We start from the raw sequence: 25,547 nt of genomic DNA, 5'->3' as shown, positions 1-25,547 counted from the left end.
ACTTCTTCGGCTTGCGCTTTCGCGTCAGCTTCTGCCTGAAGGCGTGCAGCTTCTTCAGCCTGTGCTTTCGCATCCGCTTCCGCTTGTAAACGGGCTTGTTCAGCCTGTTGTTCTTGTTCGTCGTTCTTACGGCCGAAACCCAGCCAGGACATAAATCCGCGTTTCTTTTTTTCTGCCATTGGCAAATCCTAAAGCATGATTGGTACAATCAGCGCGATAACATCGAGCTGATCTTAAACTGTGAGCACTGCGCCTTATTTATGCAGTGTGGTAACGGCGATATAATACATACATTGCGGCGCAGAAAATTCGGCGAAAGAGGCCAAAAACCCTTACGTCGCTGATCATTTAATTAAGGGCAAATTGACCTTGAAAATGCTGAGCCGTTACCGAACCGACATATACTAACACCTTCTTGGCGGTCAAAAAATCTATGGTAAGACGTAACCCTAAAAACCCTGCAAAACAAACCCAAAGCAGGGGCAACCATCCTTCATCAAATACGGGGGGCGGTTCTGGTTTTGTCCGCATTATTTCGGGTAAATGGCGTGGTCGAAAGTTGCCTGTAAAAAATGTCGAAGGCCTACGCCCAACGACGGATCGCGTCAAAGAGACCGTATTTAACTGGCTCGCAGCAGATTTACACCACGCTAAATGCTTGGATGTGTTCGCAGGTAGCGGCGGTTTGGGGCTGGAAGCGTTATCGCGTCAGGCTGATCACGTCACCTTGTTAGAGCTTGATAAAGGTGCGGCGGCGCAAATTAGCCAAAACCTTGCCACATTGAAAGCCGACAATGCTACCGTGCTCAACACAGATGCGTTGCAGTATCTATCGCAGCCGGGTCAGCCGTTTGATGTGGTTTTCATCGACCCACCTTTTCGTAAAGAGTTGTTAAGTGACGCGCTAACCAAACTGGAGCACAATGGCTGGCTTAACAAGAACGCATTGATTTACATTGAGGCGGAAAAAGAACTCGGCTTGCCAGACGTTCCCGCCCATTGGGACATGATTAAGGAAAAACACGCCGGACAAGTGAGTTTCCGGTTGTATCTAAGAGAGGAAAAATGAAAGCACTCATCTTGTTAGCGAAAGCAGCCATTGGCTTTGTCTGGTTAGTTCTACTCGCCAATATCGTATCGCCATTCCCAGGTGTTGCGGCCATGGCGCTGTATATTATGACCGCTTTCTTGTTCTGTATGCACGGTTTACAGATGCTGATATTCATCGGTGCCTTTGGCGATAAGATCACCATGACGCGTTGGGAGAAATGGTCCATCTTGATCTTTGGTATCTTTGCGCTGCTCGATATTCGCCGCAAATACATGCTGAGCGAGTAAACCCGCGACAGTCTGTTTTACCCACACTGTGTATCGGCAAGTGTATTGGTGATAGACCGCGAATAGCAAAAAGGCCTCTATCGAGGCCTTTTTTGAATGCTGTATTTGATGATCAGTATATGACTATCAGTGTTGGCAAATACTCGCTTCGTTCACCACTAATGAGCCAGCTTGCTCAAGAATTTTCTTTCGGCGGCGCAAAAAGACGAGTACTTCACTCAATGACAGCCCATTTTGGCTACACGTATGAAAACGCGCCGATGTTCCCCATTGACCACTCACCCAATCAACCAATGCCTGTTCAGACACAGATTGAGCTTTGAGGTAATTGAGTACCTCATGAACATGAATTGATGCAGACATTCAAACTCCAACAGCGCACATCATTAAACAAAAGGCATAAAAACACACTCTTGTTACCGCTACTTTGACATGCAGCAAGCTTACTCAGGATTCATTGCGCGGTGTGCTGCATTGCCAGCAAAGCTCAAAGCTACCGCTGTTTTCTTCCTGACATGAGGAACAATACCAAAGACTTTCTGCCTGCAATTCATACTGATGAAGTGCTTCTCGCGCTTTCGCTGAGCGTAACGCATCCACCCATAAGGTCACTGCAACCACGTCGGCGGGCAGCTCTCCGGTGGCACTTGAGAGCGAATCACCTTTTAGCATGACGTCCATACCCATGGCTTCAAGCATCCCTTTCAGGCTATGCGCTTCCAGTGAATTGCTTGCACTATACACTTGAACCCAAGACATCAATGACTCCTTACTACCCAGAGATCGCGGACAAAGTGATAAGACCTTGCGCGCCAAAATAGGTGCTCATGATTAAAACCACCGCTAGGCGAAACGGCCCCTTGAACCGTTCAAATGCCAAAACGGTGTCTGACACCATAAACAACAGTGCGCCGCCAAATGCGTAAGCCGCCGTTTGGGAATGGGTGTCCATCCAAAACTCTCCCGCCCCCCATGCCATTTGCGCGATCACTGCAATATAGATACCCACGGGCACCAAGAGCGGGCCAAGGTTGGGAAGCAGTAAGAGAAAAATGATCACACTGGCGGCACCAATCAGCGACGGCAACCACCACACCATTTCACCATCAAATTGCTGCCAGAAGGCCACGCTATAGAAAATATGAGCAACGAGGAAACTAAGAAGGCCAGGAATGAACCTGTCTTTTGGCAACATCAGAAATACGTCACCAAACAGCGAGAACAGTAGGCCCGCCAAGATGATGTAGGTATAAGTGTTTGCTTCACCCCCCGTTATTACGATCAGCATCATCAATGCGATCGTCAGCGGTTTGAACAGATAAAACTGCCAGCGAGGTCCCTTGTAAGCAGCATTGATGTGCAGTAGTCCTGAACACCAAACAGCGAGCCAACTCAACATGAATTCTTCCCTTAAATTGCAAGCCAACCAAGTCTAGGGATGCAATATGGAAAGTCCACCGCACATGTCTCAGAAAGCGAACCACGCATCAAAAGCCGTCATCAAACTCTGGGGTCGATAACATCTGACAGTACGGGTGAGAAAAATCACAAGGCAGCACTGTCTATCCCCTTAAAAAGGGTAAGCCTTTTCGTCTCACGGTTCGTCTTATTTTGGCGACGAAATCTTGATAATCCTCACCACAGAAAGATCTCGAACCAACATGTCGGGCAACTCGCGGAGACAAAAAAAGCACCCATACAGGTGCTCTTCCATTTAGTTTCACGTTATCGCGTCGATCAATTGCCGACGATATGGCGCCAGTTTTCGATATAGAACCATACTGCGCCGGCGGTAACCGCAAAAATAAGGAAAATGGCTGCGCGCCAAATCATTCGACTACTGCGTGGTTCGAGTTCTTTTTCGCACTGCTTACAGGCAGAAACGAAACCTCGCATGTCATCCACTTCGTAGCCATCTTCGTGCACCGCTTTATTTCTGATCGTGGCAACGAAGCGCAGTTTAGCAATTACGTCATGGGGTAATCGCTCTTGGCAACTGCTTACAAGTTCATGAAGCCCTCGCCCTTGAGCGTGGTAATGCTCTTTCAGCAAACGCTCCAGACGCCGACTTTGTCTCACAACAACTGCAATGTCATCCATGTTGGCCTCCTCGGGTTCGTCATTGAGCCGTGTCTATCACCCAATACTTTCTCTTTCCATTAGCTTACGTCATATCACTAAAAATGAGAAAACTCTTTAACTTCGCTTACGTTAGCGCCAAATCTGACTCAGATAAGTGCTTTCGATCACGAATTTTTTCTGGTGAAGGTTTGTCAGACCTTGTTCTGAAGTAGACTCACTGCCGGCCTTTTGTGGCCGGATAAAGGAGACAAACGTGCCCATTTCTGTGATTTTGCTCGTGATCGCCCTTGCTGTGATCGCTGGCGTCTACTTTGTATTCACCTTTCAAAAACACACTCTCGGACAAGGTGCAGAAGAGCGTGCTATCGACATTCGTATACTTGATAAGCAAGCCGTCGCCTTGCCTAGTGATGAACAGCATCAAGATCCTGAAGAATATTGGATCTATGTCGAGCCTATGTCAGGAGGCCCGAAACGCGAATTCCAAGTGGGGATTCACTATTACCATGCCTTGCAGCCGGGTGATTGTGGTCGACTCACCTATCGTGGTTCTAATTTCGTGCACTTTGCCAAGCTACAAACCATTCAGTGATCATGGCACTAGCCATGCGGTAACTCGCCACCTCGATAGTCCGACACTGGTCCAGTATGACAACACGAACACGGCCAGTGTCACTAATGGAATGCTCAGCCAAGCCATACCCAAAATTACATCCGCCTCTCTCAATGGCCACAAAAATATGGGGTGGATGAGGTAGATACCGAGCGAATGCCGACTCACCGCCGTCACCCTCTTCTGCCACGATGGCGTGACGTTTTCCGCCCAGCGCTGACACAGCACAAACACCATGGTTGCGATCAGCACGGTATTGACCGTTTTATAGGAAAACCAACCGGCATTCGTGTATGCCCCTCTTGAGACACTTTGAGAAATCGCTGTGTACTCCGTCGCCACCAGCGACAACACACCAACAAAGAACAGCAACCTGAACGGTGCTTCGTACTTGTGTAGTGCATATCCCAGCAGTAAATACCCTCCATAAAGCACAAAATCTTCAACGATGCCCAAGTTAACCCCCATTAATCGGGCGGTACATAAGCCTAACCATATTGCTAACAGGGTATTGAAGAGATCGGGCGAATCTTGCTGTGCAACGGGTCGTAATATTGGAATGAGAAGATATAGCGGAAGAAAATAGTAGAAAAAACCCAAATGGTAATACGTTTCTTCTACTGGAAATTGCACCAATCGCTGTACGGTTTCTGACCAATTTACATTTTGTAACGATATCGCCGCCAAAAACGCATAAAAAACAGACCAAACCACAAAAGGAACAAACACTTTCATGACTCGGCGTTTCACAAAATACGATGCCGAGAATGAACGAGCGTCCGATAGCATTAATGCACCTGTGATCATGATGAAAACAGGCACTGCCCAGCGACTTGCGCCGTTAATTGAAATCGCGGAGAGCCAGTCACTCACTGGGATATCGCCTACTATGTAGCGATATGGTCCCAACACATGGATTGCTATCACGGCAATCGCGGCGATCACACGCAACAGTTCAATATAAAAGACTTTTTTCTGCATCTTATCTTCCGAGAATGGCACAACCGCACCGATTGATATTGGAATTGTAAACCTGGTGACGATTCAGCCAAACCGAACAAAAACCAAACAACATTTGACGCCAAATGTTACGTTTTATTTAAATAATATGGCTGATTTATTGTCATTTAATAGCAGTAAGTATTGCATTCACCCTTTTTCATGACCTAGCATGCTCCCAACAAAAATGGAAAGTTGTTTAACATGGAGGAACTGATGCAGACATCAGCTTCGCAACACCACAATGGCGGGAAGCCGAAAAAATCACTTTTTTCCCGTTTTCTCGATTCCGTAGAATTTCTCGGTAACTTGCTTCCGCACCCCGTCACTTTGTTCGCCATCTTGTGTGTGGCCATTTTCTTTGCTTCTGGTATTGCCGGTTACTTCGGCATGTCTGTTGCCGATCCTCGTCCAGAAGGAACCGCGGGACGCGCTGCCGACGGCATGATCTATGTGAAAAGCCTGCTAAACGCAGAAGGCGTTCAACTGATTGTGACCAACCTAGTGAAAAACTTCACCGGTTTTGCGCCCCTAGGCACCGTGCTGGTTGCCATGATGGGTGTGGCCGTCGCTGAACACTCAGGCCTGTTGTCTGCCACCATGCGTTCAATGGTCATGGGCGCATCAGCGCGCATGGTTACTCTGACCGTGGTCTTCGCTGGTATCGTATCAAACACCGCGTCAGAGCTTGGCTACGTTGTACTGATCCCGCTCGCTGCGATGATTTTTCACTCGTTAGGTCGCCACCCTCTGGCTGGCCTGGCTGCGGCGTTTGCCGGTGTTTCCGGTGGTTACTCCGCTAACTTGCTATTGGGCACTGTCGATCCACTGCTGTCTGGCATCACCGAAACCTCAGCACAGATGATTGACCCAAGCTACACCGTCGGCCCTGAAGCAAACTGGTATTTCATGTTTGCCTCAACCTTCTTGATCACCATCCTAGGTGCGTGGGTCACAGAGAAAATCGTTGAACCGAAACTGGGTAAATACGACCAATCGATGGCGGCAGAAGATTTTGAAGCCAAAGAAGCAGGCAAAGTTACCGACCTTGAAAGACGCGGCATGCGCAATGCAGGTATCGCAGCACTGGTTGTCTCTGCGCTACTGGCACTGACCATCGTGCCTGAGTGGGGCATCCTGCGTCACCCTGAAACTGGCGCTGTTGCTGGCTCACCATTCTTGAAAGGTATCGTCGCATTCATTCTGGTGTTCTTTGCTATCCCAGGTTACGTCTACGGTAAAACCGTTGGCACCATGAACAATGACCGTGATGTGATTGATGCGATGGCGAAATCCATCAGCGCCATGGGTCTGTACATCGTACTGGTGTTCTTTGCCGCGCAGTTTGTTGCTCTGTTTAAGTGGACGAACTTCGGACAGGTGATTGCGGTAGGCGGTGCGGACTTCCTGCAAAGTATCGGTTTGACTGGCCCAATGCTGTTCTTTGCCTTCATTATCATGTGCGGCATCATCAACCTGACACTGGGTTCAGCCTCTGCACAGTGGGCAGTGACAGCACCAATATTCGTTCCTATGCTGATGCTGGTTGGCTACGCACCAGAAACCATTCAAGCGGCGTACCGTATCGGTGACTCGGTGACCAACCTGATCACCCCGATGATGAGTTACTTTGGTCTGATTCTGGCGGTAGCTTCTCGATACAAACGCGATTTGGGTATCGGTACCTTGATAGCGACCATGCTGCCATACAGCCTGATATTCCTTGTTGGCTGGAGCGTATTCTTCTACCTGTGGGTATTTGTTGCAGGCATGCCAGTCGGCCCAGGCTCTGCCACCTACTTTAACTTCGCGCAATAAAGCCATTCGACGTAATAGTACAATTTGCATGAAGTCCAAACAGCCAGCCTTTGCTGGCTGTTTTTGTTTGTGACTATTTGCGGTTTCTATCCGCCTAAATCTTGTCTCAACCTACGGTATCAGCACCGATCAGCGAGATTGGCTAACACTTAACCAAGCACTTCTCGCCTGCCGTGATATGCTAAATAAAAACCCAAGAGCGGAATGTACATGTCAATTGAACGCCCTTTTTTATTTTCTCGCGAAGATGAACTCACAACCACAATGACGGATCAGGTTGCCCCTTTCTGGGCGAATCGTCAGCAAGGGCAAATCATTGGTCAAGATGGTCTGCGTTTGCCGTGGTGCGCCTTTACGAAGCCCGAACACACTCGCGCTATTGTGGTGGTCAATGGCCGCATTGAGTCGATAGAAAAATATCAGGAAGTGTTTTTCGACCTATTCCAACAAGGGTATGACGTTTACAGCTGCGATCACCGCGGTCAGGGCCACAGCCACCGTTTAGTGACGGGCAGTGACATTGGCCATGTGGTTGAGTTTGAGCACTATGTTGATGACCTAGAAACCTTTATCGATGAAGTCGTCACACAAAAGCCCCACCAGCAGCGCATGATCCTCGCCCACTCAATGGGTGGTGCTATCTCGGCGCTTTATGCAGCCAGAAAGCCAGCGGCCATTGATGCGTTAGCATTAAGCGCCCCAATGTTGGGTATCAACCTGTCTCCGCTACTGCAAAAAGCGGCCAAGCCTCTCTGTCGTTTCTTGTCTGAGATCCATCACCCAGCAAGCTATGCACCGGGACAAGTGCCGTATTGGTTAAAGCCATTCAAGCACAACTTGCTGACAAGCTCTCAAGCGCGCTACCAATGGTTTCGTGACCTGTATGAAGATGACAAGACACTGAAAGTAGGCGGCCCAAGCACGCAGTGGATTTGGCAAAGTATGTCAGCCTGCGAACGCGCCCTTAAAGCCGCGAGCATTATCGAGATGCCGATTTTATTGATGCAAGCTGCGCGTGATGAGGTGGTGTGCAACCATGCCATGTTCAATTTCCATCGCAAACGACAGGAAGCGGGTCTTCCTATCCAATTTGAAATAGTGGCGGATTCTCGCCACGAGCTGTTGTTTGAGAAAGACGCCATTCGTGACGCGGCGTTGAGCCTATCTCTCAATTTTTTCAATGAGATGGCTAATACACCCTTAGAACAGTCTGCGTAATCGAGAGAGCGTTGCGAACCCCAGTGGAGTGCCGGTTATTTGACCTAAACGGGAAAAAACTGCCGGCCATTTGATCCCTTTTCTTTCTCGGGTGCTTCGATACACTGGGGATGTATTGCATATCCTTCTTTAATTTGAGGTACACATGTACAGAATCGTTGCATCCGATCTCGACGGCACTCTGCTGACTCCCGAACATAGCATCGCCCCATACACTCGCGATGTCCTGCAGCGCCTGCATCAAAAAGGCGAGCACTTTGTCTTCGCAACAGGCCGTCACCATATCGATGTGGCACACATTCGACAAAACGTGGGGATTCCGGCCTTCATGATCACCTCTAACGGTGCACGCGTTCATGATGCTGACGATAACCTGATTTTCAGCCGCAATGTCGACCCTGCGCTTATTCCTGAATTGATCAATATGGTGAAAGATGATGAAACCATCACTATCCATATCTATCGTGAAAACGACTGGTTGCTGAACCGCATTGATGAAGACTTGGCGAAATACCACAAGGATTCTGGTTTTAGCGCAGAGCTGTTTGACCCAGAAAATCCGCCACTAGAAGACGTGGCAAAAATCTTCTTCATCCGCCATGACCACGACTACCTGACCACTTACGAGCACAAGCTTGTTGAAAAGTTTGGCGATAAGGTCAGCGTGGCATTTTCGACGCCATTCTGTCTTGAAGTAATGGGCGCTGGCGTATCAAAAGGTGAAGCGCTAAAAGCGGTCGCGGAAATCAAAGGCTTTAGCCTTGAAGAGTGCATCGCCTTTGGTGATGGCATGAACGACGTAGAAATGCTGACGGCGGCGAAGAAAGGCTTGGTGATGGAAACCGCGCACCCGCGTGTGAAAGCCACCCTGCCAAACAACGAAGTGATTGGTAGCAACGCTGATGAAGCCGTTGCTCGCTACTTAGAAACCCATCTACTGTAAGCAAAACGGCTTCTCGTAGAAATAACAACGGCAGCGATCCCCCCGCTGCCGTTTTCTTTTCTTACCCTTTCTCGCTCGTTACCTGATTGACGTTGCCGACATGGCAAGGATCTCATTCCACTGCATGTCCGTGACCGGCATGATGCTGAGTCGACTGCCTTTCTTCACCAGTGGCATATCTTCCAGTGCAGGGTTTGCTTTAATACGAGCCAAGGAAACATAGCGAAGGTGTTGACGGTATTCGATATCAACCATTATCCAGCGTGGATTTTCAGGGGAGCTTTTTGGGTCAAAATAGGGGCTTTCAGGGTCGAATTGGAAATGATCGGGATAGGCCTCTTTGACGACTTCCCCCATACCCACCACGCCAACATCTTTGCATGACGAGTGATAAATCAGCACCGAATCACCGAGTTTCATGCCATCGCGCATCATGTTTCGAGCCTGATAATTTCGAACCCCTTCCCAGCAAGAGACCTTTTGCTGTTTTAAAGTGTCTATAGAAAAAGTATCTGGCTCGGTTTTTAACAGCCAATACGCCATAATTCCCCCAATTGGTGTGAATGCAATCATCAAGGGTATATACCCAAGTAACCTGAAGATGCTCGATTTCAGGTTTCTTTGGTATACCCTGTTAGCTAATGAAAGAGAAGAGGAATCTCCGTTGCCAACCTCAAACTGCCGCCTTATCAAAACACTAAGCATCGCGAGTGCAATTAGCCTGCTTACCGCTTGTAGCCTGTCGCCTTCTGGTCCGGTCGAGTTGGGCAACTCAGACGACTTGTCCCCGCAGGCATCTCCAGAAGCATCCGACCAAGCCATTAAACCAGCTACAATTCAGCGCTTTATGTTGCGCGGTGACGTGACCCTAGGACACGAAGCGCGTTCTATCACCCCATGCGGTAGCAATAGCCAATACTGGTTACAGTTTGACCCGAGCATCAGTCAAAAAAGCATGGCCCCGAGCGCTAGCCCTTACAACACCATGTATGGCGAGATGATCGGCGAGTTTGTCGCCCCGCCACACGATGGATTTGCAGCGGACTACCCTGCGGTATTCAAAGTGACGCAACTCAACCTCATGTCTGGTGAAATCGATGGCTGTCAGCAACGTCGCGATCGCACCGTGGCCTCAGGTACTGAGCCATTCTGGTCAGTGTCCGTCTCTAGCAATACACTAAAAATGAGTCGCTTGGGCTTTGAAAGCGAAAACTTCACACTTAGAGAACGACATGTCACCCCCGACGCTCGCGTTTATCACGCGGAAGGCGCCACATTGACGCTTAGCCCTGGGCTGTGTAGCGATGGTATGAGTGACAGTGTCTATGGCTGGACATCGACGTTCACCAAAGGCAAAGAGTCTTGGGAAGGTTGTGCGACCTTGTCAGCCGACGATCCCACTCAAACTTGGGTGGGCGACTACCAAGGCATGACAGCACAAGGTGATGTTCGACTCACCACCACAGTCACTCTCAATGATGACCATTCGGCGACCACGCGCTACCAGCAAGCCAATGAGCCAGATATCGAAGAAACCGGCATATGGCAGCAAGTCCGCCCCAACGAAGTTCAAGTGATGATGACACGTCATCAAGGGCAATATCTGGTCAGTGAGCGCGTATTTCAGCGCAACGGTTTAACGCTCACGGCAAAAACTGAAACCGTAAATGGCCGCGAGTACAGCTTAGGCACCGAAGGGTTAGCCTTGTCATTGATGGTAGGCAATACTGCCAACGCGGCAACCAGCACCGGATCAGCGGTCGCCTCTTATGGCGTCGAAGGCTCTTCAACCTATAACCCCGACGTGGATGCGGCATTGCTGGCATACCTCGGCGACGCAGCAAGAGAAGCGTCTGGTATGCGTTACCGTTGGTTAACCCAAGATCTCAATGATGATGGCAATGACGAGCTTTTTGTTTTTACAGACTGGTGCGGCAGCGGTGGATGCACATTGTTGGTGTTTGATAACCAGAATGGTGACTGGCACTTCAACAGCCGGATCACATTGGTTCATTTGCCCTTCCAACTCGGAAGCATCACCCAGAATGGCTGGCGTGATTTGATCATGCCAGTGGGCGGTGGTGGCGCGAAAGCGTCGACACGCGTGCTCTTGTTTGACGGCCAACGTTATCCGAGCAACCCTTCACTGGCCCCTGAAGTGAGCCTGCCTGATGAAAGTGATATCTATCTGTTTGCCGACGGTATCTATCCGCAGCAACAAGGCATCACGTTCAAGTAAAAGCGATGAAGAAAGAGGAAACCGTTTTGTCGACCAAACCAGCGCCATGCCGAGGCTGCGGCTTTCATTACAATTGCTTGTGCGAGCGCATACCGGCGCTGCAAAGCCAGGTGCGTATCGAGCTACTAATGCACGAAACCGAGGCTATGCGCGCCAGCAACACAGGCCGTCTATTAGAGGCGGCGTTGCCTCATTGTCGTCGACATATCTGGCAACGGAAAACGCCACCCGCAGAACTACTTACACTGTTGGCAGACCCCGCTGCTCAGCCCTACTTGGTATTCCCAAGCGAAACAGCACTGCCTCTCGACGCGGTAGTCACGCGCCATTCATCCGCGTCATACGCCAAGCCATTGCACTTCATCATTGTGGATGCGACGTGGCAACAGGCGCGAAAAATGCTTCGCCAAAGCCCATGGTTAGAGGACATTCCCACGGTGACATTGCCAGATGGGCTAACAACAAACTATTCACTCAGGCGCAATCAACCCACGGGTTCACTTTGCACTTGCGAGGTTGGCATTGAGATATTAACCGCAATGCATGAAAGCGAGAATGCGGGCGCAGTTTCTCATCTATTTCATGAGTTTATTGCGACATTCGAGGCAGACCGTAATCATGTGGCACTGTCGCAACCGTTGTCACAATCACAGCAGCAATAGTCACTAACAAACTTGCCAATATTGTGGTCAGACCTTAATGTTATGCAAACACCCGTGCAGGAAGGACGCACTTTACAATGACCACAGCTTCGGTGACCGCCAGCCAGCCAAAAGCCCAAACCATCACAGTGCTTCAGGCTCAATTTTCATCTATTGCTACCTTGAGCAAGTCGGTTCCTGATAGCAGCTATGAGCAGCGCATCGACGATCTCAATCGACTGCAAAAAGCGCTCAAAGCCCACTATAGCAAGCTGGTTGAAGCACTCTCGCAAGACTATGGTCATCGAAGTCATACCGACAGCCTCATGGCTGACATCATGCCGTGCTTTCAAATGCTTAGGTACACCAAGCGCAAACTCAAACGTTGGATGAAACCCTCACGTCGCTCGGCTGGGTTATTATTAGCGCCTGCCAAGGTAGAGATTCATTATCAACCTCTCGGTGTCGTCGGCATCATCGTACCTTGGAATTTCCCCATCACCTTAAGCCTTATCCCTCTCATGACGGCGATAGCAGCCGGTAATCGCGTGATGTTAAAAATGAGCGAATTTACCCCGCTCACCAATCAAGCTTTAAAAGCCCTACTGAGCGACGCATTTTCGGAAGACCAAGTGGCGGTCATCGAAGGTGAGGTTGAAGTGGCAACGGCATTTACCCAATTTCCATTTGATCACCTGCTATTCACAGGCTCGACCGAAGTGGGTAAGAAAGTGATGGAAGCGGCATCCGCCAACCTGACGCCTGTCACGTTGGAGTTAGGAGGAAAATCGCCGGTGATCATTGCGCCTGATATCTCCCCTGCGCTGGCGGCTGAACGCTTGCTGTTTGGCAAAAACCTCAATGCAGGACAAATCTGTGTCGCGCCCGATCATGTGTTTGTTCACGAAGACCAATTGGATGATGTGATAGAAGCGCTGCGCCAACAATGGCATGCCGCCTATCCGAAAGGCATACAAAGTGCCGATCGCACCGCCATTATTAATGACCGCCAATTCGCAAGGCTTGAATCACTGATTGATGATGCCAAGCAGCGCGAAATTAACGTCATCGCGCTAGGCGATGTCGCATCCGTACCAGACTCTCGAAAGATGGCACTCCATTTGGTGATCAATCCCACCGAAGACAGCGCCATCATGCAGGAAGAAATTTTTGGCCCACTGCTCCCTATCATTACCTATAACAACGTGCATGATGTGATAGATACAGTGAAGAACATGCCACGACCGCTGGCGCTGTATTTGATGACCTTTGATCAAGATTTTACGCGCCACGTGATCCGTCATACCCATTCAGGTTCTATCGCGATCAATGACACCATTATGCAAGTAGCAGTTGATGATGCGCCTTTCGGTGGTGTCGGTCCATCAGGGCTTGGCCATTACCACGGTATTGAAGGGTTCCGCACATTCAGCCATGCCAAAACCGTGTTCACCCGAGGGAAGCTCAACCCAGGCAAACTGATGGCTCCGCCCTACGGAAAGTGGTGGCAGAAGATTATGTTTAAGCTATTTTTGCGCTAGGTTTTAAGGCTCAAAGAAGTAACATTGCGCATAAACGGGGTCTGCACATGCAGACCCCGTTTATCTTTATTTTCATGTAATGAGTGCTGCTAATTTCAGAATGTCATCTTTCCCTATTGCATCATCTGAAATGCTTGGCTGTTGAATAGCAAAAGAGACCTTGTTTCCAACGAACGCCCCCACGTATAACGTTGACGTCACCCAACTTCAGCACTTATCACTCAAACTTTTTTTTCAAAACGGCGCGATAACCTGCCTAGCGATATTGCCTTCTTTCTTCTTGGACAAAAGGACACAAAACCATGATGCGGGTCGTTGACTGACGAGTGAAAAACATCCACCTAAGCAGTTGTAATTTCAGGTAACGAAGCGTTTCCTCGTGATCTTGGTTTCAATTTCATTTTTTAACACCTCTTATGATTCCCCCATATTTTCTGGCAACAAAAGTCGCCAGATGTCGATGTGTAGGTAGGTATGAAAATGAAGTTTAAGCTAGCTCCCGTTTCTGCGTGTATTTTGCTTTCCTTAGCCTTAGTGGGTTGTAACGATGACAACAATAACGGCACTGACAGCGGTGTTGTATTAGAACAATACACTGACGTACTTAACCGCCAAGGCGACCCACAGTTTCTTCGTGATTACGACGAATATAGCAATCTAAAATACAACGCCTTTGTCGATAACGGCGCGTGGCATGGACACCTACTGCCAGCAGATGAAGCGGGTTACGGAGCGGTTGGCGGCATCATGCAAGTTACGCAGGAGTACGCCCATTACATATCCGATCAGACCTTTGATAAGTTAGTCCTTACTGACCGCAAGACAGGCGATGTTATTGACTTAGCCAATGCAGAAGCCAACGTTTACAGCACCCCTGACGCGCTGATTCAGGAGCTTTCCACACCAACACTCAAGGTGAAATTAACCCTAAGATTTGCCACCAACCGAACCTCCCTATTGGAAACTCGCTTAACCGATATCAGTGGAGAAAAACGCACCTTTACGGCTGAGTGGCAAGGTGAACTGTTAGCCCACGCCATTTCGACCAAACCCGCACTCTCTGTCGATGAAATGTATCCAGAATATGGTCGCCGCATTGAGAAATCAGATCTTGGCTTGACCATCAATGCGAACGAGATGAAAAACAACTGGGCCATTCGCAGCGATGCTGATGCATCCATCGTGATTGCTCGATCAGTGGAAACCGGCACCACAATTAACGGACTCGCGTTTACCGAGACCGCTGTCATTTCTGTAGGCGCTAATAGCGAAACATCGCTGTTTACCACCTACTCGCACCTGCACAATGCGCAAGAAGTGAAAGCTGAATCCACTAAGATTGCAGCAATATTCAACGCGCCTTCAGACTACATGGACGCCGCTAAATCTCGCTGGGAAGGCTACTTGAGCAAGGGCCTGACCAATACTGATGCCACCACAGAGCAAAAGCGAGTGGGTGTTAAGGCGATGATGACCCTGAATGGTAACTGGCGCTCTGCAGCAGGAGAAGTCGAACACGATACCGTGACCCCATCAGTCACTGGGCGTTGGTTCTCGGGCAACCTGACTTGGCCTTGGGATACATGGAAGCAAGCTTATGCCATGGCGCACTTCAACCCAGACATCGCCATGGATAACATCCGTACAGTGTTCCAATATCAAGTACAAGATAACGATGTAATTCGCCCGCAAGACAAAGGGTATCTGCTGGATGTGGTCACTTACACCGCACCAGAATCTCGCGGTGGTGCGGGATCTGAAAACTGGAATGAGCGTAACACCAAGCCTTCGCTGGCAGCATGGTCAGTCATGGAAGTGTACAACGCGCTGCGCGACGAATTTAACCGCCCAGACGATGCACAAGCGTGGATTGATGAGATGTATCCGAAATTAGTGGCTTACCATGACTGGTGGCTGCGAAATCGCGACCACAACAACAATGGTGTGCCTGAATACGGCGCTGCTGTTGACCCATCACACAACACCGATGATGGCCGCATGTATGTTGAAGTGACGACCACCGAAGATCTCACCGCAAAATTTGGCTCGAACGCCATTGTTATCGACACCGCTGAAAACATTGCGGATGGGAAGATATACAAAGTGATTGGCGTCGATAACTACAACCAAATTCTAGATACCGTCACCTATTCTGATTTACATGTTGGCGCGCAAGAAGCGGCAGGATGGGAGTCTGGGATGGATAACGCAGCCCGTTTTGGCTTTATCACTCAAGAACAGACTCAAGCTTATGCAGACGCTCATTATGACGGTGATTTGTTGCTAGCTCGCAAAGATTGGCAAGTTCGCTTTGCAGAGAACCGAGATGCCGAATCAAACGCACTACTTGGGTTCTCGATGCTGCAAGAGTCGGTAGACCAAGCGTCATACATGTACTCGGATAACTTCTACCTCGCAGACATGGCAGAGCGAGTATCGGCAACCGTTGCTGGAAAAGCGCGCGCCGAAGAATTTCGTTTAGGCGCGGAGCGTATCAAGCAATACATCAATACCTGTATGTTTGATGAAAGCACTGGCTTCTATTACGACATTCGGATGGTGGACCAAAACGGCAATAACACCGAATACCAAAAAAACGGTATTACCTGTGCGGGCGAACCTCTTGTCGAACGTGGCCGTGGGCCTGAAGGTTGGGGGCCATTATTCAACGGCGCAGCAACCCAATCGCAGGCTGATAGCGTGGTTCAAACCATGATTGACCCGAGTGAATTCGCCACGTCAGACGCCTTCCCTGGCTATGGGGTGTCATTGCCAACAGCAAGCCAGACCAACCCTGCGTATGGCAAAGATATTTATTGGCGTGGACGCGTGTGGCTAGATCAGTTCTATTTTGGCGTAAAGGCGATGGAAGATTACGGCTACGGTACGGAAGCTGTACAGATGGCCCATCAACTGTTTGAAAATGCCGAGGGCATGACCGCAGATGGTGCAATTAGAGAGAACTACAACCCAGAGACTGGCGCGGTTCAAGGAGCATCTAACTTCTCGTGGAGCGCCGCCCACTTGTACATGCTCTATCGCGACTTTTTCTGATAGCGCTTTACCGTGATGGTTTTGCCACTGACGCGCTGAAAAGCCACTAGCAGAACACCACGATCCGCATCAATACAAACAGGTGCTGCCTTCGGGTAGCGCCTTTTTTACGTTAACAACAACGCATATACCCAAGCAAAGACGTGAACATTGGCGGTAAAAATATATTAGGAATAAATATAGCGACAATAAATAACAATAGAAATTGAGCTGAGAAATGAGTAACAAAGAATTAAAACAGGAGCAAAAGAAGTGTTAGAAAGTATTACTGAGGAGAGTTATAGAATGGATTTGACGAATTTTAGATATAAAAAAACGCAGATGGATAACCATCTGCGTCTTCTTTCGAAATTACAGAGCTACAACGTTTGCAGCTTGTGGGCCTTTTTGGCCTTGCTCAACTTCGAAAGATACTTTTTGGCCTTCAGCCAAAGTCTTGAAGCCTTCAGAAGCGATTGCACGGAAGTGAACGAATACGTCAGCACCGCCGTTGTCTTGAGTGATGAAACCGAAACCTTTCTCTTCGTTAAACCACTTTACCAGACCAGTTGTTTTGTTAGACATTGTGTGTCCCTTAATATATTAATTCATAAGAAATTCGCAATAATGCGATGCACTGAGAACCTGAATTATTGAATGTTACGATGAAGCTAAGGGAAACGCAGAGGGCACAACAATGGAAGGCAAACTGAATTTTAACTTTTACTTTACGTGTTTCATTAATAACCCTGCACAACAGAGCGAGGTGAATAATACTCGAACAGTTATTTTTGTAAAGGTTTATTTTGAGGGTTTAAAACTTAATATCAGCGCGTAGAAAAAAAGCTGTGTTGGGTCACGTTAGCGGAGCCTCAAAGAGACTCCAACTTGATTTATTTTCAATAACTTAGGCGGAATTACACTACGGATATCAAACCACACTCACACATCAAACATGTTGCCCTGCGACCCAGCCCGAGCTCCAAGCCCATTGAAAGTTATACCCGCCTAACCAACCAGACACATCCATGACTTCACCAACAAAATAAAGCCCTGAGACGTTCTTTGTCTCCATGGTTTTCGATGACAATTCATCGGTATCCACGCCACCTAAGGTGACTTCAGCTGTGCGATAACCTTCGGTGCCATTCGGGGCAATGTTCCATTGGTGCAGGTATTCAGCAAGCTTTTCGATGTCTTTTGGATATAACTGCTTAAGCGGTTTATCTTCCATATCGCCACGCGTGATCATCGCTTCAACCAAACGCTTGGGTAGCAAACGGGACAAGCTGTTCTTCAGGCTTTGCGCGGGATGCTTCTCTCGCATCGCATTCAGCGTGTCTACCACATCCAAGTCCGGCAGCAGGTTCACTGTCACCTTCTCGCCTGGCACCCAATATGAGCTGATTTGAAGCACGACCGGACCAGACAGACCGCGATGCGTGAACAAGAGGTTTTCTTTGAACGTCACTTCATTTTCTGACGTAACGGTAACCGGAATGGCAATACCTGACAGATCGGAAAACGCCGCTTTGTCTTTGTCGTGCAGCGTGAACGGCACTAAGCCGGCTGTGGTGGGTATACGCGCCAGGCCAAATTGTTCTGCAATTTGATAGCCAAACGGCGTCGCACCCAGTTTCGGCATAGATAATCCGCCGGTAGCCACGACCAGTGATTGGCAAGCGACGGTGTCGGTATCCAGTTTTAAGGTGAAGCCTTGCTCTGTTTTTTCGATGTCATGCACGTCACAACGGTAACGCTGCTCGACATTCGGCATATCGCATTCTTTTAACAGCATTTCGACGATATCTTTCGCCGAGTCGATGCAGAAAAGCTGCCCGTGTTCGCGCTCTTCCCATGCGATACCGTGCTCATTAACCATAGAGAAGAAATCCCATTGGCTATATTGCGCCAATGCCGATTTAGCAAAGTGCGGATTACGACAGACAAAGTTCGCCGCCGTGACATCGTAGTTGGTGAAGTTGCAACGACCACCACCAGAGATCAAAATTTTACGTCCCGGTTTTTTGCCATTGTCGACCACCAGCACGGAACGACCACGCTTACCCGCCTGCGCGGCGCACATCAGGCCTGCTGCGCCTGCACCAATGATCACCACATCAACTTGCTTCATCACTACACTCTACTGCTTCAAATACGGTCTGCTTTCAAATAGGGCGGCATTGTAGCCGCCCTGATCACCTTGAGCCAGTGAGTTTAACACTCACAGATTGTTTGGTGCGCCTCCGAGCGCCTCAGGCACAGGGATGGCGGCCTCGATGGCCTCGCCGTTATCAAACGAAATAGTGCGAGACGGGAAGGCGAAATCTGCGCCATGTGCATGAACAATTTCAACAATTCGCAGCATCACGTCTTGTTTCACTTCGTGGTAACGCGCCCAATTGACGGTTTTGGTAAACGTATAAATAAAGAAATTGAGTGATGAGCCTGCGAAGGCATCGAAGTTGACCATCAAGGTGGCACGCTGCTCAATGTCAGGGTGCGTTTCGAGCATGGCTTTAACATCCGCCACGATTGCCGACATTTTACTGGCATCTTTGTAGCGAAGTCCGATGGTTTCATTGATTCGTCGATGCTGCATACGCGAAGGGTTTTGCACCACTATGCTGCTGAACACCGAGTTGGGCACATACAAAGGGCGGCTTTCAAAGGTGCGTATCATGGTCATGCGCATGCCGATCCGTTCAACCGTGCCTTCGATGTTCCTATCAGGCGAGCTTATCCAGTCTCCGACACTAAATGGACGGTCGAAGTAGATCATCAAGCCGCCAAAGAAGTTTGACAGTAAATCCTTCGCTGCAAGGCCAACGATTAGCCCGCCAACACCACCGAAGGTCAGCAAACCCGTCAAGCTAATGCCAAATGCCTGCAATGCCGTCAGCACGCCGATAACTGCCAAGAGCAGACGCAAGATGTGCCCCATGGCCGAGACAGTAGTCTGGTCGCGGGTATCGGATTTCATTAAGTAGGCTTCAACGCGATTGACCAATCGCAACATGATCCAAAGGATAACCGCGAACACCATCACCCTTCGGGAGATAAACAGCCAGCTTCCTCCTGCTTTTTCAGTGACCGCCAATAGGCTGTCCAACACAAAACTAGAAGGCCACAACCAAATCAACACACTGACAGGCGTGCTGACCGACTGCAGCATGATGGTGTCCCATTCCGTTTTGGTCTTCGTTGATATCGCCACTAAACGCCCAAAAACCACATGCCAAATCACCCATGCAAACGCAGCCATTGCGAGCAACACGCCGATATGTTCTAGCCAAGCAAAATTAAGTTCTTCTGTACTAGAACGCCACCACGCCCAAAATCCATCCACGTCGTTGTCCCTTTTCTTTGATTGATGTTTTCCTTGATAACGAGGGTAACAAAAAAAACGCCGACTTCTGTCGGCGTTTTTTCGTTATGAGGTGGATACGTGCTTAAAGACCTGTGAACGCCACAAAAAAGAGTGAAACAACCAAAGCGAGTATAAGGGCGGTCGAGAGAATGAATAAGTGCCTGACTTTGTTGCACTTGGCAATAAAGGCGCCATCATGGTGATGAAGATATTCCTGACTACGTATGTAATGGAACAATCGTTTCTGACGGCTGATATCGCCTTGAGAGGAGAAAAAATTATTGCCTCGATTCATTTGCTGATACAGCAAAGGATTGGCTTCTCGCATCATCACGAGTAGCGCTCGAAGTGAGCTTAAGTAGCGCAGGATATTAGCTAACGCGACGAAAAAAATCGCAATTATTAAGGCGTCTCCGCTCATGGTTTCATCTCCCATAATTAACGATGGGAAGCCCGAGCGAAGACGCGATAACTGTCTTAAGCCACTGGGCTATCCATCACAGAAGTTGGCGCTTGTTTCGCCATTTCTGCCAAATCTTTATCAATGAAGAACAGGGCTTTTCCGTCTTCCCCTACCAGTTCAATTTTGTCGATGACGCTTTTGAATAGTTTTTCTTCTTCGTGCTGTTCGGCGACATACCATTGCAGGAAGTTAAATGTAGAGTAATCCTGAGTGGTGAACGCCACGTGTGCTAAATGATTAATTTTCTCAGTAATAAGTTGTTCGTGTTTGTACGTTTCACGAAACACTTCACCGAGTGATTCAAAGCTATGGCGCGGCGCTTCAATCGTGCCCAGAATTGGCATTGCGCCTGTCTCGCTTACATAGGTAAATAAGCGCTGCATATGCTCCATTTCTTCTTGCGCATGCTTACGCATAAACTGCGCTGCACCTTCAAACCCTCTGTCTTCACACCAAGCACTCATTTGTAAGTATAGATTTGATGAAAAAAACTCCAAATTAATCTGCGCATTCAGTTGGTCAATCATTGGTTTTGCTAGCATGCTTTGTGTCCCTTCTCTTAAATATGGTAGGCATTTTGTCTGGCAAGCGGTTGTATTTCAACCCTCTCCGGCATTCTTAAGTCACAAGTTATTTAGGCGCTCACTGGCATTGGGATCTCTGCTACAGTCTTGCTTTGGAGACAGTGGTAATTTCTGATCAGAATTCATTGCTAGCATACACCGAACTGAATTCAGGTGGCTCGACGAGCACCACAATGCAAAACAAACATCAGGCTCTCGAACTACGCTAGCAAGCCTCAATAAGAACCCTTTAGGAGTCAGGCTATGAGCTATAAACACATTTTGGTCGCTGTCGACTTGTCAGCAGACAGCGAATCTCTGGTGCAAAAAGGGGCGGCGCTTGCAAAGCCACTTGGCGCTAAGCTGTCGCTGATCCACATCGATGTGAATTACGCGCAGCTTTACACGGGCCTGATTGACGTGAACATGGTTGAAACGCGTAACCACATCATTGATGAAGCACAATCACAGCTTAATACGCTCGCGAAACATGTTGATGTTCCAGTAACAAACACCTTGGTGGCCAGCGGGGATTTAGCTGAAGAGATCACCGAGTCAATTCAACACTTCGGTATCGATCTGGTGATCTGTGGTCACCATCAAGATTTCTGGAGCACCTTGATTTCATCCGCTAAACAGTTGATCAATAAAACCCCTGTCGACATGCTAATGGTGCCATTGCCAAACTGATCGCACTGACTCGTGTCGCTGCTCCGTCCAGATTGACGATCCCTACCTATTGCTGCAATTTCGGGTACACTTTGCGGCAATTTACTACCAAATAGGGATCGTTATGGGATATCTCGCGTTTATTACCCTCCTATGGGCCTTTTCTTTTAGCTTAATCGGCGTTTACCTCGCCGGTCAGGTGGATGCGTGGTTCTCTGTGATCACTCGTGTGGCATTGGCAGCCGTTGTCTTTCTGCCGTTTCTTCGCCTAAAAGGCGTACCTCGCCCCTTAATGCTCAAACTGATGGCCATTGGTGGTATTCAGCTGGGACTGATGTATTGTTTTTACTATCAGTCCTTCTTGTACCTTTCTGTTCCCGAAGTCTTACTGTTTACCGTTTTCACGCCCATTTATGTCACGCTGACGTATGATTTATTGCATCGCCGTTTCTCACCTTGGTACCTCATGACCGCCGCACTGGCAGTACTGGGCGCGGTGGTGATTAAGTTCGCGTCAGTCAATCCTAACTTTATGCAAGGCTTCTTGATTGTTCAGGGAGCGAACCTTTGTTTTGCTATCGGACAGGTTAGCTACAAGGTCGTGATGGAGCGTTCAGAAGAGAAAGTGCCGCAGCATACGGTCTTCGGCCTGTTTTACCTTGGCGCACTCTGCGTTGCCCTGCCCGCTTTCTTGCTGTTGGGGAATACAGACAAGCTACCAACCACCTCCATGCAATGGGGCATTTTGATTTACCTCGGCACAGTTGCGTCTGGATTAGGTTATTTCCTTTGGAACAAAGGCGCTACCTTGGTCAATGCTGGCGCGCTTGCGGTCATGAATAATGCGCTAGTTCCTGCGGGTATTGTGGTCAATGTACTGATTTGGAACCGGGATGCGGACATCATGACGCTCGCAATGGGAGGGGCGGTGATACTGGCATCACTCTGGATCAATGAAACTTGGGTGAGAAAGAAAATACACGCGTCGGCAGAAGCCTAAATCAAAGTACAGGCACAGCGCGCTGCCGCTTTCCATACAAAACTCCATATAAAAACACCGCCATCAGGCGGTGTTTTTTATTCTAGGGTCTTTGTGTTTACAGGAAGGCAAACGCATCCGCAAACAAGTGGTCACGTTCTGCGCCGCGTTCGGTACAGAACATCTCACGCGCTGCGCCGGCCATTTCAAAGCGACCTGCGATGTAAACGTCATACGCTGACAACGAGACAAAGTCTTCCATCACGGCTTGCAGCACGTTGCCCTGCTTGCCTTGCCAACCTTCAGGGGCGTTTTCCACCACAGGAATATAGGTCAGCTGGCTGTTTTTCAACGCTAACGCTTCCATCTCATCATTGGCATATAGCTGGCTAATATCACGACCGCCCCAGTAAAGGAAAATCGGTTGTGAGAAACCTTGGCTCAGACAGTGATCAACCATGCTGCGCACGTAGGAAAAGCCCGTTCCGCCTGCAATCAAAACAAGCGGGCGTTGGCGCTCTTCACGAAGCCAAGCATCACCGTGTGGTGCTTCGATAGTAAATGAGCTATCGCCTTGCTCGAAGGTCTGTTTAGCCGCTTTTACCACGTCCATCGCATAAGCATTCTCTTCCGCCGCACCAATGTGCAACTCAAGCTCATGACCGTTTTGACGACACGGGCTGCTCGCAATCGAGAACGGACGTTTGTCTTTTTCGCCCATCACAGCAAGCAGGTATTGGCCAGCTTGGTAGCTCACTGGCTGCTCAGGCTTTAATAAAATTCGATAGGTGTTATTGGTCAGTGACGACACTGACGTTACTTCACATTTAATAGTCATCGCTTTCCTCAAAACTAACCACCAGATCACTGCTTGGAATGGCCTGACAGGCAAATATCCAGCCTTGCTCTTTTTCTTGTTCGGTGAGCATAGGCTCTAGATGATAACGCACATCACCTTTTATCAACCTGCAAAGGCAAGTTGCACAAGCACCGATCTGACAACGGTTAGGAAATGCTATTCCTGCGCTGAGCGCGCCTTGTAATAGTGTTTGATCAGTAGAAACCTCAAACTCGGTTCCTGCTGGCATTAGGTTTACTTTATACACAGATTAAATACCTAGCTTGCCCCACATTTCATCGACGTTGGCGACGATTTGCGGATCTTTTGCTATCGGTGTTCCCCACTCTCGGGTCGATTCACCTTGCCATTTATTGGTGGCATCTAACCCCATTCTAGACCCGCCAAGCGCAACTGGCGACGCCTGTTGAGCAGAGTCAGCCTGCGCGTCTGCTGAGCGAGCATGCGCAAATAGGGTATCACGAGCAGGATCCATTCGGGTGGTTATTGCCCAAATTACATCGTTCCAGTCCCGTACATTGACATCACCCTCATCAAACACCATCACAAATTTCAGATCAGTGATCGGTCCTAGCGCCGCCCATAGGGCTTCCATAATGCGAGGGCCATGGCCAACTGAATCTTTCTTAATAGTCACAAGCGCCATCTGGCTCGCACTCGCTTCCGGCGGTAGATGGAGTTCGACTATCTCTGGATACTGCTGGCGCACAGAACGTAGCGCCGCTTCAAGCACTTCAGTGTCTGGTTCTGTCTCGCACGGTGCAGGCGAATTAATGGTTTCAGCTTCCCATTTGATGGTCGCATCCAAGCCCATTTTTGAGCCTAATCCCACCACGGGTGACGCAAAGTCCAGTGAGTCTATTGGGGTGTGTTCAATCAGTAGCGTGTCTCGTTGTGGATCCATACGTGTGGTCATGGCTTGGATCACACTGTTCCAATCACGTGTATCAACATCTTCATCCACTACGATCACGTATTTGGTGTACATAAACTGACGAAGGAAAGACCACACGCCCATCATCACGCGCTTGGCATGTCCTGGGTATTGCTTCTTCATGCTAACGACCGCCATGCGGTACGAACAGCCCTCAGGCGGCAAGTAGAAATCAACAATCTCGGGGAACTGCTTTTGGAGAATGGGCACAAACACTTCGTTAAGCGCCACGCCCAATACGGCGGGTTCATCCGGTGGACGTCCGGTATAGGTGCTGTGATAAATCGGTTTCTGACGCATGCTGATGTGCGTCACCGTAAACACGTGATGACGCTCGACTTCGTTGTAGTAACCGGTGTGGTCGCCATAAGGCCCTTCATCGGCAAACTCGTTGGGGTCGATGTAACCTTCCATGATGATTTCCGCACTGGCTGGCACGTCTAAGTCATTACTGAGGCTTTTGACCACTTCGGTTTTGCTGCCTCGCAGCAATCCTGCGAACGCATATTCCGACAAGGTATCAGGCACTGGAGTGACCGCCCCTAGAATGGTGGCAGGGTCTGCGCCATACGCCACAGTCACGGGGAAAGGTTCACCAGGGTGAGTTTCCATCCAATCACGTAAATCCAATGCGCCGCCACGGTGTGCCAACCAGCGCATAATGACTTTGTTCTTACCGATTTTTTGCTGGCGATAGATCCCAAGATTTTGACGCTTTTTATTGGGGCCTTTGGTAATGGTGAGGCCCCACGTCAGCAGTGGTGCCACATCTCCCGGCCAGCAACTCATCACCGGAATTTTATCCAGATCGACATCATCACCCGTCCAAACAATGTCCTGACACGGTGCTTTACGCAGCCTTTTGGCGGGCATGTTGAGTACCTGACGGAACACCGGCAATTTATCCAACGCGTCTTTAAAGCCTTTTGGCGGCTCGGGCTCTTTAAGGTAAGCCAGCAGTTTTCCTACTTCACGAAGCGCTGTCACGTCTTCTCTGCCCATGCCCATCGCAACGCGCTTTGGGGTGCCAAATAAATTCGCCAATACGGGAATGTCATAGCCAACGGGGTTTTCAAACAACAAAGCAGGGCCGCCATCTCGCAGCACGCGATCGGCAATTTCAGTCATTTCCTGATTTGGGTCGACAGGATGAGAGATGCGTTTTAGCTCACCGACAGATTCCAAATAGTCGATAAATGCACGTAAATCAGTAAATTTCATAGCCTTCCCGGGTGAGATGTGAGG

26 protein-coding genes are annotated in these 25,547 nt (G+C 49.1%); 12 read left to right on the top strand and 14 right to left on the bottom strand.

What is annotated here, in order from left to right; genetic code table 11:
* The first annotated feature begins 433 nt into the window (after nucleotides 1–433).
* Both rsmD and Q365_RS0124185 read left to right on the top strand, forming a co-directional pair.
* Nucleotides 434–1,069: a 16S rRNA (guanine(966)-N(2))-methyltransferase RsmD gene (rsmD, locus tag Q365_RS0124190; RefSeq protein WP_028025783.1), complete on the top strand. Its 636-nt coding sequence runs from the start codon at nucleotides 434–436 to the stop codon at nucleotides 1,067–1,069.
* Nucleotides 1,066–1,338 carry a DUF1145 domain-containing protein gene (locus Q365_RS0124185; RefSeq protein ID WP_028025782.1) on the top strand — a complete coding sequence of 91 codons (273 nt, stop codon included), beginning with the start codon at nucleotides 1,066–1,068 and terminating at the stop codon, nucleotides 1,336–1,338. The genes rsmD and Q365_RS0124185 overlap by 4 nt, the downstream gene beginning before the upstream one ends.
* 126 nt (nucleotides 1,339–1,464) lie before the next feature.
* Here the strand turns inward: Q365_RS0124185 and Q365_RS0124180 are convergent, their stop codons facing one another.
* From Q365_RS0124180 to Q365_RS0124165, 4 genes are all read right to left on the bottom strand, one after another.
* A complete protein-coding gene (locus Q365_RS0124180) occupies nucleotides 1,465–1,701 on the bottom strand; it encodes a YecH family metal-binding protein (protein ID WP_028025781.1) in 237 nt (78 codons plus the stop codon).
* 84 nt (nucleotides 1,702–1,785) lie between these two features.
* Nucleotides 1,786–2,097, bottom strand: a complete 312-nt coding sequence (locus Q365_RS0124175) for a putative signal transducing protein (protein ID WP_028025780.1) — start codon at nucleotides 2,095–2,097, stop codon at nucleotides 1,786–1,788.
* Between the two features lie 13 nt (nucleotides 2,098–2,110).
* Nucleotides 2,111–2,737, bottom strand: a complete 627-nt coding sequence (locus Q365_RS0124170) for a lysoplasmalogenase (RefSeq protein WP_028025779.1) — start codon at nucleotides 2,735–2,737, stop codon at nucleotides 2,111–2,113.
* 338 nt (nucleotides 2,738–3,075) lie between these two features.
* A complete protein-coding gene (locus Q365_RS0124165; protein ID WP_028025778.1) occupies nucleotides 3,076–3,438 on the bottom strand; it encodes a hypothetical protein in 363 nt (120 codons plus the stop codon).
* 235 nt (nucleotides 3,439–3,673) lie between these two features.
* Between Q365_RS0124165 and Q365_RS0124160 the strand changes: the two genes are divergently transcribed.
* On the top strand, nucleotides 3,674–4,012 hold the full coding sequence (locus Q365_RS0124160) for a DUF2500 domain-containing protein (protein WP_028025777.1): 339 nt from the start codon (nucleotides 3,674–3,676) through the stop codon (nucleotides 4,010–4,012).
* Here Q365_RS0124160 and Q365_RS0124155 read toward each other — a convergent pair whose 3' ends face one another.
* Nucleotides 4,013–5,014: an acyltransferase gene (locus Q365_RS0124155; protein ID WP_028025776.1), complete on the bottom strand. Its 1,002-nt coding sequence runs from the start codon at nucleotides 5,012–5,014 to the stop codon at nucleotides 4,013–4,015.
* A 234-nt stretch (nucleotides 5,015–5,248) separates the two neighbouring features.
* On the opposite strand from Q365_RS0124155, the gene Q365_RS0124150 reads away from it, so the two are divergent.
* The 3 genes from Q365_RS0124150 to Q365_RS0124140 all read left to right on the top strand — a co-directional run bounded on the left by Q365_RS0124150 (nucleotide 5,249) and on the right by Q365_RS0124140 (nucleotide 9,011).
* Nucleotides 5,249–6,850 carry an AbgT family transporter gene (locus Q365_RS0124150; protein WP_028025775.1) on the top strand — a complete coding sequence of 534 codons (1,602 nt, stop codon included), beginning with the start codon at nucleotides 5,249–5,251 and terminating at the stop codon, nucleotides 6,848–6,850.
* Nucleotides 6,851–7,060: 210 nt separating this feature from the next.
* Nucleotides 7,061–8,068 carry an alpha/beta fold hydrolase gene (locus tag Q365_RS0124145; protein WP_028025774.1) on the top strand — a complete coding sequence of 336 codons (1,008 nt, stop codon included), beginning with the start codon at nucleotides 7,061–7,063 and terminating at the stop codon, nucleotides 8,066–8,068.
* Between the two features lie 145 nt (nucleotides 8,069–8,213).
* The gene (locus Q365_RS0124140; RefSeq protein ID WP_028025773.1) at nucleotides 8,214–9,011 is read left to right on the top strand and encodes a Cof-type HAD-IIB family hydrolase; all 798 of its coding nucleotides are present in this window, start codon (nucleotides 8,214–8,216) and stop codon (nucleotides 9,009–9,011) included.
* A gap of 78 nt (nucleotides 9,012–9,089) precedes the next feature.
* Here Q365_RS0124140 and Q365_RS0124135 read toward each other — a convergent pair whose 3' ends face one another.
* Nucleotides 9,090–9,554 carry an EVE domain-containing protein gene (locus Q365_RS0124135; protein WP_028025772.1) on the bottom strand — a complete coding sequence of 155 codons (465 nt, stop codon included), beginning with the start codon at nucleotides 9,552–9,554 and terminating at the stop codon, nucleotides 9,090–9,092.
* A gap of 58 nt (nucleotides 9,555–9,612) precedes the next feature.
* On the opposite strand from Q365_RS0124135, the gene Q365_RS0124130 reads away from it, so the two are divergent.
* The 4 genes from Q365_RS0124130 (at nucleotide 9,613) to ygjK (ending at nucleotide 16,486) form a co-directional block, all read left to right on the top strand.
* A complete protein-coding gene (locus tag Q365_RS0124130) occupies nucleotides 9,613–11,250 on the top strand; it encodes a COG3650 family protein (protein ID WP_245621614.1) in 1,638 nt (545 codons plus the stop codon).
* 5 nt (nucleotides 11,251–11,255) lie between these two features.
* Nucleotides 11,256–11,912 carry a tRNA-uridine aminocarboxypropyltransferase gene (locus Q365_RS0124125; RefSeq protein WP_081796384.1) on the top strand — a complete coding sequence of 219 codons (657 nt, stop codon included), beginning with the start codon at nucleotides 11,256–11,258 and terminating at the stop codon, nucleotides 11,910–11,912.
* A gap of 77 nt (nucleotides 11,913–11,989) precedes the next feature.
* Nucleotides 11,990–13,432 (top strand): coniferyl aldehyde dehydrogenase, encoded by a 1,443-nt coding sequence (locus Q365_RS0124120; RefSeq protein WP_028025769.1) that lies wholly within the window; start codon nucleotides 11,990–11,992, stop codon nucleotides 13,430–13,432.
* Between the two features lie 480 nt (nucleotides 13,433–13,912).
* Nucleotides 13,913–16,486, top strand: coding sequence for an alpha-glucosidase (ygjK, locus tag Q365_RS0124115; protein ID WP_028025768.1), 2,574 nt, complete (start codon nucleotides 13,913–13,915; stop codon nucleotides 16,484–16,486).
* 351 nt (nucleotides 16,487–16,837) lie between these two features.
* Here ygjK and cspE read toward each other — a convergent pair whose 3' ends face one another.
* The 5 genes from cspE to ftnA all read right to left on the bottom strand — a co-directional run bounded on the left by cspE (nucleotide 16,838) and on the right by ftnA (nucleotide 20,840).
* The gene (cspE, locus tag Q365_RS0124110; RefSeq protein ID WP_016960596.1) at nucleotides 16,838–17,050 is read right to left on the bottom strand and encodes a transcription antiterminator/RNA stability regulator CspE; all 213 of its coding nucleotides are present in this window, start codon (nucleotides 17,048–17,050) and stop codon (nucleotides 16,838–16,840) included.
* Nucleotides 17,051–17,414: 364 nt separating this feature from the next.
* Nucleotides 17,415–18,599 (bottom strand): BaiN/RdsA family NAD(P)/FAD-dependent oxidoreductase, encoded by a 1,185-nt coding sequence (locus Q365_RS0124105; RefSeq protein ID WP_028025767.1) that lies wholly within the window; start codon nucleotides 18,597–18,599, stop codon nucleotides 17,415–17,417.
* 90 nt (nucleotides 18,600–18,689) lie between these two features.
* Nucleotides 18,690–19,814, bottom strand: a complete 1,125-nt coding sequence (locus tag Q365_RS0124100) for a mechanosensitive ion channel family protein (protein ID WP_028025766.1) — start codon at nucleotides 19,812–19,814, stop codon at nucleotides 18,690–18,692.
* Nucleotides 19,815–19,917: 103 nt separating this feature from the next.
* Nucleotides 19,918–20,256: a universal stress protein UspB gene (gene uspB, locus Q365_RS0124095; protein ID WP_028025765.1), complete on the bottom strand. Its 339-nt coding sequence runs from the start codon at nucleotides 20,254–20,256 to the stop codon at nucleotides 19,918–19,920.
* 56 nt (nucleotides 20,257–20,312) lie between these two features.
* Nucleotides 20,313–20,840 carry a non-heme ferritin gene (gene ftnA, locus Q365_RS0124090; protein ID WP_028025764.1) on the bottom strand — a complete coding sequence of 176 codons (528 nt, stop codon included), beginning with the start codon at nucleotides 20,838–20,840 and terminating at the stop codon, nucleotides 20,313–20,315.
* 285 nt (nucleotides 20,841–21,125) lie between these two features.
* Between ftnA and Q365_RS0124085 the strand changes: the two genes are divergently transcribed.
* Both Q365_RS0124085 and Q365_RS0124080 read left to right on the top strand, forming a co-directional pair.
* The gene (locus tag Q365_RS0124085) at nucleotides 21,126–21,551 is read left to right on the top strand and encodes a universal stress protein (RefSeq protein ID WP_028025763.1); all 426 of its coding nucleotides are present in this window, start codon (nucleotides 21,126–21,128) and stop codon (nucleotides 21,549–21,551) included.
* 103 nt (nucleotides 21,552–21,654) lie between these two features.
* Nucleotides 21,655–22,530: a carboxylate/amino acid/amine transporter gene (locus tag Q365_RS0124080; protein WP_028025762.1), complete on the top strand. Its 876-nt coding sequence runs from the start codon at nucleotides 21,655–21,657 to the stop codon at nucleotides 22,528–22,530.
* Between the two features lie 97 nt (nucleotides 22,531–22,627).
* On the opposite strand, the gene fre is transcribed toward Q365_RS0124080, so the two are convergent.
* The 3 genes from fre to ubiD are packed head-to-tail and all read right to left on the bottom strand — an operon-like array spanning nucleotide 22,628 to nucleotide 25,523.
* Nucleotides 22,628–23,347, bottom strand: coding sequence for an NAD(P)H-flavin reductase (gene fre, locus Q365_RS0124075; protein ID WP_028025761.1), 720 nt, complete (start codon nucleotides 23,345–23,347; stop codon nucleotides 22,628–22,630).
* Complete coding sequence (locus tag Q365_RS0124070) at nucleotides 23,337–23,615, bottom strand: 2Fe-2S iron-sulfur cluster-binding protein (RefSeq protein ID WP_028025760.1); 279 nt, start codon at nucleotides 23,613–23,615, stop codon at nucleotides 23,337–23,339. The genes fre and Q365_RS0124070 overlap by 11 nt, the downstream gene beginning before the upstream one ends.
* Before the next feature lie 3 nt (nucleotides 23,616–23,618).
* Nucleotides 23,619–25,523 (bottom strand): 4-hydroxy-3-polyprenylbenzoate decarboxylase, encoded by a 1,905-nt coding sequence (gene ubiD / locus Q365_RS0124065; RefSeq protein ID WP_028025759.1) that lies wholly within the window; start codon nucleotides 25,521–25,523, stop codon nucleotides 23,619–23,621.
* Between the last annotated feature and the right edge of the window lie 24 nt (nucleotides 25,524–25,547).

The sequence above is a fragment of the Enterovibrio calviensis DSM 14347 genome (genome assembly GCF_000621165.1).
Classification (GTDB): domain Bacteria; phylum Pseudomonadota; class Gammaproteobacteria; order Enterobacterales; family Vibrionaceae; genus Enterovibrio; species Enterovibrio calviensis.
This window is presented reverse-complemented; position numbering and strand designations above follow the sequence as displayed.

Coding starts and splice junctions, on each gene's coding strand:
- rsmD (WP_028025783.1), top strand. CDS start 434: ATGGTAAGACGTAACCCTAAAAACCCTGCAAAACAAACCCAAAGCAGG.
- Q365_RS0124185 (WP_028025782.1), top strand. CDS start 1,066: ATGAAAGCACTCATCTTGTTAGCGAAAGCAGCCATTGGCTTTGTCTGG.
- Q365_RS0124180 (WP_028025781.1), bottom strand. CDS start 1,701: ATGTCTGCATCAATTCATGTTCATGAGGTACTCAATTACCTCAAAGCT.
- Q365_RS0124175 (WP_028025780.1), bottom strand. CDS start 2,097: ATGTCTTGGGTTCAAGTGTATAGTGCAAGCAATTCACTGGAAGCGCAT.
- Q365_RS0124170 (WP_028025779.1), bottom strand. CDS start 2,737: ATGTTGAGTTGGCTCGCTGTTTGGTGTTCAGGACTACTGCACATCAAT.
- Q365_RS0124165 (WP_028025778.1), bottom strand. CDS start 3,438: ATGGATGACATTGCAGTTGTTGTGAGACAAAGTCGGCGTCTGGAGCGT.
- Q365_RS0124155 (WP_028025776.1), bottom strand. CDS start 5,014: ATGCAGAAAAAAGTCTTTTATATTGAACTGTTGCGTGTGATCGCCGCG.
- Q365_RS0124150 (WP_028025775.1), top strand. CDS start 5,249: ATGCAGACATCAGCTTCGCAACACCACAATGGCGGGAAGCCGAAAAAA.
- Q365_RS0124145 (WP_028025774.1), top strand. CDS start 7,061: ATGTCAATTGAACGCCCTTTTTTATTTTCTCGCGAAGATGAACTCACA.
- Q365_RS0124140 (WP_028025773.1), top strand. CDS start 8,214: ATGTACAGAATCGTTGCATCCGATCTCGACGGCACTCTGCTGACTCCC.
- Q365_RS0124135 (WP_028025772.1), bottom strand. CDS start 9,554: ATGGCGTATTGGCTGTTAAAAACCGAGCCAGATACTTTTTCTATAGAC.
- Q365_RS0124130 (WP_245621614.1), top strand. CDS start 9,613: ATGCTCGATTTCAGGTTTCTTTGGTATACCCTGTTAGCTAATGAAAGA.
- Q365_RS0124125 (WP_081796384.1), top strand. CDS start 11,256: ATGAAGAAAGAGGAAACCGTTTTGTCGACCAAACCAGCGCCATGCCGA.
- Q365_RS0124120 (WP_028025769.1), top strand. CDS start 11,990: ATGACCACAGCTTCGGTGACCGCCAGCCAGCCAAAAGCCCAAACCATC.
- ygjK (WP_028025768.1), top strand. CDS start 13,913: ATGAAGTTTAAGCTAGCTCCCGTTTCTGCGTGTATTTTGCTTTCCTTA.
- cspE (WP_016960596.1), bottom strand. CDS start 17,050: ATGTCTAACAAAACAACTGGTCTGGTAAAGTGGTTTAACGAAGAGAAA.
- Q365_RS0124105 (WP_028025767.1), bottom strand. CDS start 18,599: ATGAAGCAAGTTGATGTGGTGATCATTGGTGCAGGCGCAGCAGGCCTG.
- uspB (WP_028025765.1), bottom strand. CDS start 20,256: ATGAGCGGAGACGCCTTAATAATTGCGATTTTTTTCGTCGCGTTAGCT.
- ftnA (WP_028025764.1), bottom strand. CDS start 20,840: ATGCTAGCAAAACCAATGATTGACCAACTGAATGCGCAGATTAATTTG.
- Q365_RS0124085 (WP_028025763.1), top strand. CDS start 21,126: ATGAGCTATAAACACATTTTGGTCGCTGTCGACTTGTCAGCAGACAGC.
- Q365_RS0124080 (WP_028025762.1), top strand. CDS start 21,655: ATGGGATATCTCGCGTTTATTACCCTCCTATGGGCCTTTTCTTTTAGC.
- fre (WP_028025761.1), bottom strand. CDS start 23,347: ATGACTATTAAATGTGAAGTAACGTCAGTGTCGTCACTGACCAATAAC.
- ubiD (WP_028025759.1), bottom strand. CDS start 25,523: ATGAAATTTACTGATTTACGTGCATTTATCGACTATTTGGAATCTGTC.